General features: G+C 37.6%; 14 protein-coding genes. 9 read left to right on the forward strand and 5 right to left on the reverse strand.

Annotated elements, in window-relative coordinates; translation table 11 throughout:
- Positions 1 to 44: 44 nt before the first annotated feature.
- Positions 45 to 947: an ATP-binding protein gene (locus SOI76_RS06200; protein ID WP_104078986.1), complete on the reverse strand. Its 903-nt coding sequence runs from the start codon at positions 945 to 947 to the stop codon at positions 45 to 47.
- A 96-nt stretch (positions 948 to 1,043) separates the two neighbouring features.
- Between SOI76_RS06200 and SOI76_RS06205 the strand changes: the two genes are divergently transcribed.
- From SOI76_RS06205 to SOI76_RS06225, 5 genes are all read left to right on the forward strand, one after another.
- Positions 1,044 to 1,742 carry a FadR/GntR family transcriptional regulator gene (locus tag SOI76_RS06205; protein ID WP_104079247.1) on the forward strand — a complete coding sequence of 233 codons (699 nt, stop codon included), beginning with the start codon at positions 1,044 to 1,046 and terminating at the stop codon, positions 1,740 to 1,742.
- A 27-nt stretch (positions 1,743 to 1,769) separates the two neighbouring features.
- On the forward strand, positions 1,770 to 1,979 hold the full coding sequence (locus SOI76_RS06210) for a hypothetical protein (RefSeq protein WP_104078985.1): 210 nt from the start codon (positions 1,770 to 1,772) through the stop codon (positions 1,977 to 1,979).
- 3 nt (positions 1,980 to 1,982) lie between these two features.
- Complete coding sequence (locus tag SOI76_RS06215; protein WP_104078984.1) at positions 1,983 to 2,672, forward strand: metallophosphoesterase; 690 nt, start codon at positions 1,983 to 1,985, stop codon at positions 2,670 to 2,672.
- Positions 2,673 to 3,121: 449 nt separating this feature from the next.
- Positions 3,122 to 3,577, forward strand: coding sequence for a hypothetical protein (locus tag SOI76_RS06220; RefSeq protein WP_104078983.1), 456 nt, complete (start codon positions 3,122 to 3,124; stop codon positions 3,575 to 3,577).
- A 1,094-nt stretch (positions 3,578 to 4,671) separates the two neighbouring features.
- Entirely contained in the window at positions 4,672 to 5,226 is a 555-nt protein-coding gene (locus SOI76_RS06225) for a TetR/AcrR family transcriptional regulator (protein WP_104078982.1), read from the forward strand.
- Positions 5,227 to 5,276: 50 nt separating this feature from the next.
- On the opposite strand, the gene asdA is transcribed toward SOI76_RS06225, so the two are convergent.
- Together asdA and aspT are read right to left on the reverse strand one after the other, a co-directional pair.
- Positions 5,277 to 6,875: a bifunctional aspartate transaminase/aspartate 4-decarboxylase gene (asdA, locus tag SOI76_RS06230; RefSeq protein WP_104078981.1), complete on the reverse strand. Its 1,599-nt coding sequence runs from the start codon at positions 6,873 to 6,875 to the stop codon at positions 5,277 to 5,279.
- A 56-nt stretch (positions 6,876 to 6,931) separates the two neighbouring features.
- A complete protein-coding gene (gene aspT / locus SOI76_RS06235; protein ID WP_104078980.1) occupies positions 6,932 to 8,617 on the reverse strand; it encodes an aspartate-alanine antiporter in 1,686 nt (561 codons plus the stop codon).
- Between the two features lie 864 nt (positions 8,618 to 9,481).
- Here aspT and pqiA point away from each other — a divergent pair.
- From pqiA to SOI76_RS06255, 4 genes are read left to right on the forward strand one after another with little or no spacing between them, the layout of a single operon-like run.
- The gene (pqiA, locus tag SOI76_RS06240) at positions 9,482 to 10,090 is read left to right on the forward strand and encodes a paraquat-inducible protein A (protein WP_104078979.1); all 609 of its coding nucleotides are present in this window, start codon (positions 9,482 to 9,484) and stop codon (positions 10,088 to 10,090) included.
- Positions 10,087 to 10,896, forward strand: a complete 810-nt coding sequence (locus tag SOI76_RS06245) for a paraquat-inducible protein A (RefSeq protein WP_104078978.1) — start codon at positions 10,087 to 10,089, stop codon at positions 10,894 to 10,896. The genes pqiA and SOI76_RS06245 overlap by 4 nt, the downstream gene beginning before the upstream one ends.
- Positions 10,897 to 10,903: 7 nt before the next feature.
- Complete coding sequence (pqiB, locus tag SOI76_RS06250) at positions 10,904 to 12,571, forward strand: intermembrane transport protein PqiB (protein WP_104079245.1); 1,668 nt, start codon at positions 10,904 to 10,906, stop codon at positions 12,569 to 12,571.
- Positions 12,561 to 13,268, forward strand: a complete 708-nt coding sequence (locus SOI76_RS06255; protein ID WP_205668367.1) for a membrane integrity-associated transporter subunit PqiC — start codon at positions 12,561 to 12,563, stop codon at positions 13,266 to 13,268. The genes pqiB and SOI76_RS06255 overlap by 11 nt, the downstream gene beginning before the upstream one ends.
- Positions 13,269 to 13,328: 60 nt before the next feature.
- On the opposite strand, the gene uraH is transcribed toward SOI76_RS06255, so the two are convergent.
- Both uraH and SOI76_RS06265 read right to left on the reverse strand, forming a co-directional pair.
- Positions 13,329 to 13,730, reverse strand: coding sequence for a hydroxyisourate hydrolase (uraH, locus tag SOI76_RS06260; protein ID WP_104078977.1), 402 nt, complete (start codon positions 13,728 to 13,730; stop codon positions 13,329 to 13,331).
- An 11-nt stretch (positions 13,731 to 13,741) separates the two neighbouring features.
- Positions 13,742 to 14,209 carry a GlcG/HbpS family heme-binding protein gene (locus SOI76_RS06265; RefSeq protein WP_104079244.1) on the reverse strand — a complete coding sequence of 156 codons (468 nt, stop codon included), beginning with the start codon at positions 14,207 to 14,209 and terminating at the stop codon, positions 13,742 to 13,744.
- Positions 14,210 to 14,292 lie beyond the last annotated feature (83 nt).

Consider the following 14,292-nt stretch of genomic DNA (forward strand, 5'->3'; position numbering starts at 1 on the left):
CTTTAAAAGAACTTTTACTGAAAATATTTTTTGGCCAGAAAAGCTTAAACCGCTAAACCTGCTGCGCTCAGCATTTCTTGGCCCACAATCATTTTGGCAAATTGATTGGCAATTCTTCCAGAGCGGTTACCTTGCTGAGTCGCATATTGAATAGCTTTTAACTGAATTGTTTCCCAGCTTTCGCGCTGTTGCCATTCATATTCATTTAGCCAGTATTGAACTGTTTTTAAATATTCTTGCTGGCTAAAACCATAAAAATTAATTTGTAGACCAAATCTGTCTGCTAAAGAAATTTTTTGTTCAATGCTGTCACCTGGGCGTAACTCGCCGTTTTCGCCTACATTTAACTCGGTATTATCTTTATTGTATTCGGCCACCATATGCTTTCGATTTGATGTTGCATAAATAAGAGTGTTGTCTGAGCTAGTGGCTAATGAACCGTCTAATACAGTTTTTAAAGTTGCATAGCTTGTGTCGCCAGCTTCAAACGCCAAATCATCACAAAAAATGATAAAACGCTCTTCACGATCTTGCAGTAAATTAATGATTTTAGGTAAATCTTCTAGATACTTTTTCTCAAGCTCAATCACTCGAAGACCCAAGTGGTGATATTCATTTAAACAGGCTTTTACAATAGATGACTTACCTGTACCACGTGAGCCAGTCATGAGTACATTATTTGCCAATAACCCTTTTGCAAAAGCTTCTGTGTTTAACTTCACTTTGTTCAGTTGGTTGTCGATATTGCACAGATGATTAAACGAAATGAGTTGAGGTTTACGAATAGCAATGAGTGAACCTTTGTTATTTTCTCTTTCCCATCTAAAGGCAATCGCTTCATCTAAGACGTCCACAGAAACTTCTTGGGTTTTGGAAATCTTTTCGACTGCTTGAGTAAGTTTTTGAATTTCAAAAATAAGATTTGAAATTGTCTGACTTAATTCCATGAGTTCAACCTTTTAAAATGCAAGAAAGAGAATTTGAATAATCAAACATAGGATGATAGTATCACCGTATGTTTTCGCTTGCTAGTACCAATTTTAATGATTGAGCAAATCCAAAAAAGATCTCTCGTAGACGAAGTAATTCATGTTATACGCCAGAATATTAAAAATGACGTTTGGAAAGTAGACGAGAAAATTCCAACTGAACCCGAGCTTGTGCAAGGTTTAGGAGTGGGGCGAAACACCATCCGCGAAGCAATCAAAATTTTAGAATATTTAGGTGTTTTAGAAGTCAAACAAGGGCTTGGCACCTTTGTACGAACCAAAAATGACTTTTCGATTGTGATTAATTCAATTCATCATTCTGACTTGTATGAACACGTAGAAGTGAGATGTTTATTAGAAATTGAGATTGCCAAATTAGCTGCTCGACATAGTACGCCTGAAGATATGCGTGATGTCATTGAGTGCTTGGAAAATAGAGCTAAAACAAACGAAGACGACGTTGCTAACTTCATGTTAAGTGACAAGAAACTACATTTAGCAATTGCTAAGGCAACTCATAATAAAGCCTTACAAGCAACCTATGAATATTTTTTAAACTCAAGCTATCAATACACTTTAGAGCTGGTGACCAATAAAAATTTACCTGACCCAAATCAGCAAATACACAGCGAACTTGTTCAAGCCATTTCCAATAAATCTGAGACAGAAGCCATGAAAATTGCTGAATCTATGTTGGCTCCGATTTTACATTCGTTAGATTCAATTAAAGCTAACGCTACACAGCAGAACTAAATAGCTAGACCAAATACGATGAGTTTTATGATTGTTTCGAACAACTTTGATGTTCCTTACTATTTAAGTATCCGTATGGAAAAGGGAATGACTGCCTATTATTGGGCAACCCATCAATCTGAGTTGGCTTTATTTGAGTCTTATGAATTGGCTTATCAGTTTTATTTTCCATCTCGACATATCTGGATTCGAAGTGAAGTTAAAGTCTTTGCTCGGAATGGTGAAAATAAAGCTTAAACCATGAGAGAGATGTGCAAGGTCATTCAAGATGCTGATTTAAAATATCAAAATATATATGTAGTGGGTGATATACACGGCTGTTATTCACTTTTAATGAAAGAACTTGCAAACCTTAATTTTAACTTTGACCAAGATTTATTAATTAGTGTGGGAGATATAGTTGATAAAGGCCCGCAGAGTTATGAGTGCCTTGAGCTTATAGATAAAAAGTGGTTTACGATGGTTCGGGGCAATCACGAAGAACTATGTATTCAAGGCAACTATAATTCTTACTTTCGAAAAATCCATGAAAAATATGGCGGTGAATGGTTTTATGCACTAGAGGACAAGACTCGAAGCCAGATTGTCGCTCAGTTAAAAAAACTACCGATTATGCTTGAGCTGCATACACACCGAAAAAAGATTGGCATCCTTCATGGAGATATGCGGCTCGATAATTGGGATGCTTTGAAAGCTCACGTTGAGATGAAGAACTCGGAAGTTTCTAATACGTTCTTATCTTATGCCGAAGTTTTGTGGGGCAGGTCTCGCATAAAAAATCGAGAAGATTATGGCACTGTTCAAAATATTGACGAGATTTATTTAGGCCATACAGTGGTTGAAACTATGCTGAAGCTAAATAATTGCTTTTTTATCGATACAGGTGCATATCAATCAAACCATTTGACCTTAGTGAAGTTAGATTTTTAATGATCTTTATGAGCCAGATTAGAAATGCTCTCAAGCTATACCTTTAACTGGGTTGTGATACTAATAAAATCGCAACTAGTTTTGCTGAAAATGTGATGAATTTCTCGTTTTTACGTTTTTATACATGGACTTATTTTTATCCCAAAAACTCTCTTAAATTAAATAGGATTAATATTCAAAAACTATAAAAAATTATATTTTCTTTTAAACCATATTCATTACTATGCTTAAGAAAGAATAATAAATTGTATATTTATATTATTGTTTTTTATAAATATAATTATGAAGTAATAAATATTTAGAAAAAATGAAAATTAATTATAAATATCTATTAATAATAGCTATACAATAGTTACCTAATGTTTCTTAAATTTACAAGATGTTACTTAAGTTAAAGCATACTTACTTAAGAGCAGTCCAAATACCACTTAATAAATAGAGATACTTTAATGCCTCAATATCTGATGATTGCAGAAAGTGTGTATAGGAAAGTTGAAGAAAATGAGCTCTTTTCAGATGACACCATTGAAAACCTTAATAATCTGATGACTTTTATTCGTAAAGAAATAGCAGGAACCGTATTTAAACTTAAGTACAACTACATTGATTTCAATGAAGCTTTTAGTAAACCTCTCCATGAGTGTAAGGTGAAAATTGATGTAAGTTTAATTCCGCATTACAGTCATGAAGATGAATATATTTTATGGCTAGCAGGATTTGTCGAAAAAATTACTGAAGGCGGCCCTAAAACCCCACCTCCCATCAAGAATTTTATTCCTGAGTTTATTAGCTTAAGACTAGAGTTTGATTCAGTTGCTTTACCCGATGAGAAACCTAAAAATCAGGGTGAGGAAATTACTGAGTACTTCAATTCTCAAGCTTTCACAAAAACTTTGAAAAAGTGAAAATGACGGGCTAAATACAAATTTTAGAAAACCGCCTTCGGGTGGTTTTTTTAATTGAATTGTCACAAAGAAAGTTTAATTTAAAGTGATAACAAAAATGATGAAGATTGTCGCGAACAATAAAATCAAAAGCAATTTTCACAGACGTGGTCGTGAGGTAATTAGGGCTAATTCGAAAGAGTTGGCTTTTTTGTTTTGATCAATTTTTATTTACAAATCATACTTTGAATCGAATTATTTAGCTTCTTTAAAGCAGAACTTAGCTATTATTAAGCTTTAATATCTAATTGAATTTTAATAATAATGAAAGAGATATTTTATATTCGGAACCAAATTGACGGTCTAAAATTTAAAGATTATCCTTCTTTTTTATGGCAAAACGGAAGTAGGACACTTTAGGGTGTGCTAGGGTCTAACTAGTCTGTCAACCTTCTTTCGTCTTGCCTCCATTTGTTAGCAGTATTTGTATATCTTTAAATTTAAGTTGAATTAGAATTTAGTTTAACTATCTAATTGAATGAAAAACAATAATTATTTAACTATTTTCTATTCAACCTTACATTGACACTCTAAACCTTGCCGATTATCCTTTGCCTGCTGGCCTACATTGCCAGTCGGTTTTAGCAGACCGTCTACAAAAGGCGCACAACAATGCTGTTTGGGTTTTTGTGCGTTCTCTTAAGTCACGCCTTTATGGTGAGGCTAGGAGGGACACCTTCGGGTGTGCTGGTTTCCTTTTGTACCAGTCTGCTAACCCTTCTAGTCTTGCCACCATTATTTAGCAGTAATTGGTAAGACTCTTCTAAATCAAAAGGAGTCCGCCGTTATGCGTACTATTTCTTCTTTCTCGTTGGCAACGTTTGCCAAATTCTTTCTATTCATACCGCTTAAACAGTCTTTAAAACGGTTTAACCGACTTTAGGTTTCTACACTTTAAGAATCGTTACGACTAAAACATAGCAACAATAAACCAGAGATAGGCGAGCACACCATTATTGTGCAGCTTCTGCATGCCTGTATTTAGCGCTCATTTTAAGAGTGACGGCACTTTTCTCTCTTTTATATACAACAAAAAATTATTTTAAGCGGTATACATGAAAAATTTAGAATCTTCGTTTAGAGCACTCAGAGTGCTTCACACAGCAAAAGACTTATTTAATTTATATGGATTTAATAAGGTAGGCATTGACCGAATTATTGCTGAGGCCAAAATTCCTAAAGCCACTTTCTATAACATCTTTCATTCAAAAGCACGACTCATCGAAATGTGTCTCACTTTCCAAACAGAGGCACTCAAAGTAAAAGTATGTTCAATTTTCAATTCTTATCGTGAGCAAATGGTGCTCGATAAACTCAAGGAGGTTTATTTTCTTCATGCCCATTTAGAAGGATTTTACCATTTGCCATTTAAGGCAATTTTTGAAATTGAAAAGCTCTATCCCATTGCCTATAAGGTAGTAATTGATTATCGCAATTGGTTAATTAATGAAATTTATAAGCTGATTTTAACGCTAAAATCGACTGCCTCAGTCCAAGATGCCTATATGTTTTTATTTATGATTGATGGGGCAATGGTTCAGCTTGCAGGGGAGAATCAGATAGATGATCGAAATAGATTATTTAATTATTTTTTAACTATGGTGTATTAGGCCTAGCTTATATAAAGTGAGGCTACTAGCGCCTCACTTTATATAGACGTTTATTTGCCTTTTTTAATTTTTAAATATTCCTCGTAAGCTTCATCTGCAAAGCGTCTTAGAGAATCGCCAATCGCGGCATATTGATATTCGTTAAGGTTAGCTAAAGATGCACGGGCAGAAGGGTGCTGCACACCGAAGCCCGAACCTGGCAGTAAAACCACACCTGTTTCATCGGCTACTCTAAATAACAGTTCAGTTGGGTTTTTATTTTTCATAACCCAATCGGCAAACTCATCTCCATAGAGAATACGTGAGGTATTTTCAAGGTTGACTAGCGTGTAATAGTCGACTGCATTTGGATCTGTTGGAACCTCGACGCCCAGTTGGCGATAAAGTGCCGCATCGCGTTCACGAACAACAGATTTAACTGCTTTTTTATAGCTTTGGCGTGAGTCCATCATGTTGAATAAAGCAAATAAAACCATTTGAACTTGCTGTGGAGTCGATAGGCCCGCGGTATGGTTCAAAGCAACATTTCGGCTATCGGCAACTAAGCGGTCAATAAACTTAATGCTTGCTGGGTCGGTGGTTAAAGATGAATAGCGCTCTTCAAGCTCTTTCTTCTCTTTTTTCGATAAGTTCGCAATTTGTTTATCAAGCACATTGTTATTTGAAAGTGCAATGACACCAAGTCGCCAACCCGTTGCACCAAAGTATTTAGAGAACGAGTAAACTAAAATTGTATTGTCAGGACAGATCGCAAATAGTGATTTGAAATTATCGGCAAACGTACCGTAAACGTCATCTGTCAAAATGATCAGATCGGGGCGTTTTTTAACGATATCAGCCAAAATCGCAAGTCCTTCATCACTCATTTTTACCGATGGCGGGTTACTTGGGTTGACTAAAAAGAACGCTTTAATCGACGGATCTTCTAACTTTCTAAGCTCCGACTCTGGATATTGCCAATCGAGTTTAGGGTCTGCCGCAATTAATACTTCTTCTAGTTGATAATCATTGAGTTTTGGAATCTCAAGATATGGTGTGAAAATAGGGCTACCAATGGCAATACGGTCGCCATTTTTTATAATTTTATTTTCTTTTAATGAGTTAAAAATATAGGCCATTGCTGCGGTTCCGCCTTCAACCGCAAACAAATCTAAGTCTCTTTTTTGCATGCCTTGTACGCCCATTTCCCGCAAGACGTACTCTTTAATAATCGTTTCACTTACTCTGAGCATTCGGTCTGGCACCGGATAGTTACACCCTAAAATCCCTTCAACCATTTCAAGTAGAAAAAGATCTGGGTCTAAGCCTAACTGGTCGCGTACATAAGACACAGCTTTACCTAAAAAGACCACACCGGGTTTGTCACGGTTTTCCAAAATGAAGTTATCAAAACGTGCCTGAAGTCCAACGGGGCGCGGGAAACCACCTAAGCCCTCTGGCATATAGGAAAATGAAAATTCGGATTCGGTCGCAGAAAACAGACCTAGTTGAAAGAATGCTCTACGTGGAATAGTAGCAAGAAAGTTCGGATTACCACGCCCAGCATTTAACATCATTCGATCAGTTCTGCTTTGAGCTAATGCGATTAAATTATCTTTAAGTTCAAATGGGCTGAGTTTTGCGTATTTAGAATAATCGACTTTCCCCATGGGGCGTCTCCTTAATTATAGTGAGATGAATAAAATTTCTAATTCAATGTATAAAATCAGGCCAAGCCTACGATCAGTGGTCCGAGTAAGGTCAAGAACACATTTGCTAGGGCATAGGTGATTGCAAATGGAACGGTCGGGATAGAGTTTCCTGCTTTGTCTAAGATTGCGCCGAATGCAGGGTTTGCACTGCGTGAACCAGATAGCGCACCTGCCATGATTGCAACGTTTTTATAACGCAGAACGTAACGAGCAAACAGCATAGAAAGTAGGAGAGGAACCAGTGTTACCACAACCCCAATCATAAAGAGAGAAAGACCACTTTCTTTAATAGTTTGAATGGCCTGTAAACCTGATTGTAAGCCGACGGCAGCAACGAAACCTGCAAGACCTAAGTCTTTTAAAAGTTGTGAAGCCGCTAAAGGCATATTGCCATGCACCTGATTTCTGCTTCGAATCCAACCAAACAGAAGACCTGATAATAAAGCACCACCACCAGCACCAAGCGTTAATGGCACATCACCCAGACGAATCACAAAAAGACCAATTACTAAACCGACCACAAGGCCTGCGCCATGAAAAATCCAGTCCGTTTTTAGGCTTTCAGGTAGGGCTTTGCCTGCTTCTTTCACCAAGCGGTCAAGGTCGCTTTTTGTACCGTATACGGTAACTACATCGCCTTGGCGTAAAACGGTATCATCACTTAAAGGCTGTGGCTCATCATTGCGTTTAATCGCAAGTACATAAATACCGTGCTTTAAGTAGGCAGGCGTGTTGGCCTTCACATCCCCTAAAGTACGGTTGAGATATTTGGAATTTCTTAGGATGACATCGCTGGTATCCATAATCATTTCCATACCTTGCGATGACTGTAATTCGCTACCGATTTGCTCGGCAACTGAAACTACATTGGCACGGCGACCAACCAGTAAAATGACGTCGTCAGTTTGTAAAGTTAGTTCAGGAGCAACATCAATAAACTGATCTTTACGTTTTAACCGTTCAATCGTAATACTCGGCTCTTTTGCTTCAATCTCCGCAATAGTAAGCCCATTGGCTTGTTTAACTTTATAAATACGGCCCACAATTTCCGGCATGGCAAGCTCTTGACCCGGCGCTAATTCAAAAGCGCCTTTGAGTCGTTCACTCTGAGCTTTTAATGCATCGTCGTGAATTTCTTTACCCATAAATTTAGGCAAGATATTCACACAGACAATAATTGCTCCCAATGAACCGAAAATGTAAGTGACCGCATAGCCAATCGCGACATTTGCTTGAAGTCTTTGAATTTCTGCGAGGGGGAGATCGAGTCTAGAAATTGCATCTCCCGCAGTCCCAATAATGGCTGATTGAGTCATGCCGCCCGCAGCGAGACCCGCAGCCAAGCCTTTATCGAGATGAAAAATCTTAGCCATCACTAAAACAGTGACTAAACCACACACTGCCATGAATACTGCTAATAAAATTTCTTTTATGGACTGTGGACCCAGTGATTTAAAAAACTGAGGGCCACTTTCAAAGCCTACTGCGTAAATGAAGAGAGCAAATAAAATTGCTTTAACGCCGTTATCGACAGGTACGCCAATAAGACTTAAAACAACTGCGACAAGTAAGGAGCCTGCAACTCCACCAAACTGAAACTTTCCAAACTGGAATTGTCCAATCCAGAAGCCTATTGCGAGTGATAAGAACAATAATATTTCGGGGCTGTGCTTTAAAACACCTTGTAACCATTCAATCATTTTGATCTCACTTTTATTATTAGCTCTATCTTTAATATATAAATTTATTTATTTTTTCATTTTTAAAATACAGTATCAAAATTAATTAAGCAAACCTTCAAGTTTAGTGGTTTTCTTAAGTTTAAATATCAAAATTAATACTTTTAAAATGCTTGTGATCAATACATGTCAGTAATTCTGACTGATTAAATCAACTTATATTTTTTTAATATATTGTAAAATTTACTTACAATAATATAAGAAACATTTCATAAAATAAAATAATTTTACTTCGTCTTATTTTTAAATAAATTTATATAGTTTATTGATATATAATAAATTTTAATTTTTGTTGTTTGCTTGGTTATTTTTAATTAAATTAGAAGCTAACCTACTTAAAATTAACTTTTTGTTAAATGGGTCTCAAAACATTACATATTAAGTTTAATAAATTTCATTCAGATATACTAAACTCTTAATACTGTAATGCCTACTTTTTTAATTACTCTACTTTTAAGAAAATTAATTATTTCGAAAATCATTTTGAGGACTTGTAATTTAAAAACTAAGAATTTCTTCGTAAAAAAATTGTTTCTTCTTTGAATATAAGCCGTAATGAGTTGTCATACTTATTACTCTGGGCTATAAAAAATGAAGTTTATATAAATCTTCAATAATCTCTATGATTGTTTCAGGACCAATAAAAGTAATTCCCTAATGGAAAGACTCGTTTTTATCTACTATTAAGAAATCATCCATGCAGTCACTAATTTTTCCTTGAAGAAATGAGATTAGTTTGGCACATTGCTTAGAAGTAGAATTTTATGCAAGCGTTGTAGCAAGCAGTTCTGACAAAGTAAAAATTATAAATTTCAGAGTATAACTATGCGGCTTAAAGAATTAGCAGGTTGTGAGGAGTGCGATACAGTCTATCGTAGAACCCCGCTTGCTTATGGAAAAAGAGCTTATTGCGTATGTTGCGGCGCTGAACTCTATCGGCACACCAAACCTTTTTCGACACTGTTGGCTTTAATCTTAACGGCATTGATCGTATTTATTCTTGCCAATAGCTTTCCTATCGTAAAAATTGAATTACAGGGAAATATCTCTGAAACCACCTTACTTGGTGCGGTTTGGGTGATGTTTCATTATGATCGGGCTTTCGTTGGCGTACTCATCTTAATTACTACTTTTATTGTGCCGCTTTCCTATCTTTTATTACTTTCCTATGTGTTAGGTACGGTGAGTATATTGAAGAGAAGACCCGCATTTTTGGTGATTGCCTTACGTACACTTTATTTTATGAGAGTGTGGGGAATGGTTGAGGTGTTCTTAATCGGGATCCTGGTTACGCTCGTAAAGTTAATAGGAATGGTGTTGGTCATTCCTGAGATTGCGTTATGGGCATTTGCGATCTTGAGTGTATTGTTGGTTTATATTACTTCCATCAAGGTGAGTGATATATGGAACGAAATTGATAGGTCACTGCCATGAAAACGATAAAAAATGTGACCCCAATAAAAAGCTCGCAGCAAGGGCTGATGATTAAGCAATATCCTAGAGCCAAAGATCTCTCATTAATTGTGTGTCATTGCTGTGGTGTCGTAAATTCTGCGAAAAATGAAAAAAGACGTCTAGGCCAAAGCCATCAGGAGTTACGTTGTATTCGCTGTAATAACGTACTGCATTCACGTAAGCCCGCGAGTTTAAATCGAACTTTTGCCTTAGTGGTGGCTGCGACTATTCTCTATATTCCAGCCAATGTACTTCCCATGACGGTGACTGACTCACTTTTGGGCAGCCAGCAAGATACCATCATGAGTGGTGTTATTTACTTTTGGCAAAGTGGGGACTATCTGGTTTCAGTGGTCATTTTTATGGCCAGTATTTTTATTCCAATGTTAAAGCTACTGATTTTGTATTTTTTATTGGTGGCGGTATATCTTCAACAATCGGCAGCTTGGAAGTTTTTACCCGAGCAATGCGTTAAATTATACCGAATTGTTGAGTTTATCGGACGTTGGTCAATGATTGACGTGTTTGTGGTGGCACTCTTAACAGCACTTATTCAGATTCAATCGCTTGCGACTATTTTAGCAGGGCCGGGTTCGATTGCTTTTGGCGCGGTTGTGGTGTTAACCATGTTTGCATCTTTAAGTTTTGACCCACGACTTATTTGGGATAACTTCTACGCATCTCAAAATACAAATAAACCTTCTTCTTTTGCTTCAGAAAAACCAACGATTATTCAGGCAGAACATCCGCCGTTGAATAATGATTCCATTAATCCAAGTCAATAAAAGAACAATGAGTATGTCTGAAAATGAAATAACCTCTGGTAACTCAGATCGTCGTGATACCGATATTGAACTGGATAGCATGAATGATTTACCAGAACCTCAAGAAAAGAAAAGTCGGTGGAAGCCTCTTTTAATTTGGCTTATTCCATTGATAGCTCTTTTAATCGCGCTTTCGTTAGCGATAAAAGCGCTCTTGTCTCACGGCCCTACAATTGATGTATCTTTTAGGACGGCTGAGGGACTGGTTGCTGGTAAAACAACGGTCCGTTATAAACAGGTGGATATTGGTTTAGTACGACAGATAGATCTTTCAGAAGACCGTTCACACGTGATTGCTAGAATTGATTTGCGTAAAGATGCGAGTAACTTTGCAGCAAAAGATTCACGGTTTTGGGTTGTGCGGCCACGTATTGGGACGAGTGGGGTTTCGGGTATCGATACTTTATTGTCAGGTTCATATATTGAAGTGGATGGGGGAAAATCTGAAGAGAAAAAACTTGAATTTACTGGGTTAGAAATACCCCCAGTCATATCTTCAGATGTACCCGGGAAAATATTTTTCTTAAATGCAGATGATTTGGGGTCTTTAGATATCGGTTCTCCGATTTATTATCGTCGAATTAATGTGGGACAAATTACGGCCTATAAATTGTCCGATGATGGTAAAAGTGTAGAGCTGCAAACTTTTATCCGTGCACCGTATGATAAGTTTGTGACCACCGATGCACGTTTCTGGCAGGCAAGCGGGATCGATGTAACCTTAAATGCTTCTGGCTTTAATTTAGATACCCAATCGCTTGCAAGTATTGTGGCAGGGGGGATCGCTTTCGGATTCCCTGAAAACTCACATGCGACCACAGCAGCGAATCATAGTCGCTTTAATCTTTGGGACTCAAAATCTGATGCATTAAAAGAACCGGATGGACAACCTCGTGGTGTGATTATGTACTTTGATCATTCATTACGTGGATTGGCAGTCGGTGCGCCAATTGATTTCATGGGCATTGAAATTGGTAATGTTAAATCGATAAATGCAGAGTTTTATAACAACTATAAGCAGATTCGTATGCGTGTTGAGGCGGTTATCTATCCGTCACGTGTTGAAAATGGTTTGGCACTTAATCCGAATAGTGAAATCTTCAAAGATTTTGTTGAACATGGATGGCGTGCTCAAATGAGAACAGGCAACTTGCTCACGGGTCAAAACTATATTGCTCTAGATAAGTTCCCTAAAGCTAAACCAGCCACATTACAAATTTTGAGTGATGACCGTGTGGTGATTCCGACTACACCAACTGAACTGAGCGGGCTACAAGCACAAGTTTCTCAGATTGCTGACAAGTTAACTAAATTCCCGTTAGTTGAGATTGGGCAAGATGTACGTAAAACGCTCAACAATATGAACACAGCAATTGCCTCTACCGATAAACTGGTTAAACAATTAGATGGAAAAGTTGCACCTGGTTTACAAGCAACCTTGGACGATGTTCGTAAAACTGTAAGATCATCTGAGTCTATTTTGTCGAGTGATGCGCCGTTACAACAAGACGTACGTAAAGCATTACAGCAAATGACACGTGCGGCAGCTTCATTACAGTTAATGGCAGACTATATTGAACAACATCCTGAATCAATTATTCGTGGTAAAACACCAGAGACCGATGATGAAAAATAAAAACACTCTATCTTTTCAGCATCCTAAAGCAGCCAAATGGCTGCTTGGGAGTGGCCTGTTTTTAACGGCAGTTACCATGACGGCCTGCTCGAGTTCGCCAACGCCAAACTATTATACGATGTCTCCTAAAATCATTGCGGCTGCAAAAACAACTGTGCAGGTGATTGAAGTATTACCCGTCGGGATTCCAGACCGATTAGACCGTGCGCCTTTGGTGCTCCAAGACAGTAGTGGTAAGTCTACGGTTTTAAATAACGAACGCTGGACATCGACCATGGGTACGCAATTACGCGATACCTTGTCGGCGGGTTTACAGCAAAAATTAGGGGCAATTGATAGTTATAGCAGTGGACTTGCTGGAAACAACCAACCTTTATATCGAGTTTCTACGGACTTTTCTCATTTTGATATTGTAGATAAAAGCTATATTAATATTGCGGTCTCTTGGGTAGTGAAACGTCAAATACCGCCCACTCAATTAGAGTCAAATAATGCAAAAGTTATCACTAATGCAGGATCTCAGCTCAATTGTCGAATTGCGTTTAAGCAGCCGATTGATCAAAAAGCTAAAAAGATGGAAGGTATTGTGAATGCTTCAAGTGAGGCAATGACTCAAATTATTAATACAGTTTCTTCTTCAATTGTGGCGCTGGATTCAAACAAAAAATCGGTTATTAGCAATGGTGTTTGTTCGTAAAACGCGTCTTTTTTAACCAACCCCTTTATTTGTGTACAACAGATAAAGGGGTTTTTTATTTTAATTGCCTCGATAGGTTGAGTAACCGTAAGGGCTAAGTAATAAAGGAATGTGGTAGTGATTTACGCTTCCATCGACTTTAAAAATTACAGGTACTTCGGCAAAAAAAGTTTGTTGTTTGTTCTTTTTAAACCAGTCTTCAGTTTTAAAAGTAACTTTATAAACACCTTGCTCTAGTTTTTTATTTTCTGGATAGAGCGCAATAATACGACCATTTGAATCGGTCACTTGCTGGTTGAGTTTAACCCACTGGTTATTGGTGTTTTTTTCTAAAACGACTTCAACCTGAGAAGAGGGTAAACCCGTTTCTAGATTTAACACATGCACACTTAGCGGATTAGTTTGTGCAAATGTAGCGGAAGCTATAAATAACGAAGATAAACCAATAAATGATTTAGGCATGTTGAAGCTCCTTATGAATGAAAAACGGTTTCAATGGCTTTGCTTGCGCATTGATTGTCATTTTGGGCGCCGCCAGCACCCGCAACTCCAATCGCACCGATCACTTGGTTCTCAAAACGGACTGGTACGCCGCCACCTAACAAAAGTAAATTTGCTACGGTGGTTAAATTTTTTGCATCGGGGTTTTGGTTACTGTTTTGGCTTAAAACGGAGGTCGATGTTTTGGTAGATAACGCGGTATAGGCTTTTTTCTCGGCAGCCATTAAGTTATGCGGGCCCACCAACTCATGCCGTTCGGCAGTTAATGGATTACCACCGCGATCTACAACAACAACCGCAATATTTTGATTTATTTTTTTACATGCCTCTTTCGCACTGTCGGCTAGCAGGTGGGCAGTTTTTAGATCTAACGAATAAACTTGATTCAAAGCAGGGGGCTGTGCAAAAGTACTATTACCGAATAGCACGGCTGCTAACATCAGCCAGTTCAATTTTTTCATAATGATTGCCTCTATGTCGCTTTGAAAATCTTAAACAAATTGCTTAACTTCAAGCGTGACAA

It is taken from the genome of Acinetobacter pittii (genome assembly GCF_034064985.1).
Lineage (GTDB): Bacteria > Pseudomonadota > Gammaproteobacteria > Pseudomonadales > Moraxellaceae > Acinetobacter > Acinetobacter pittii_H.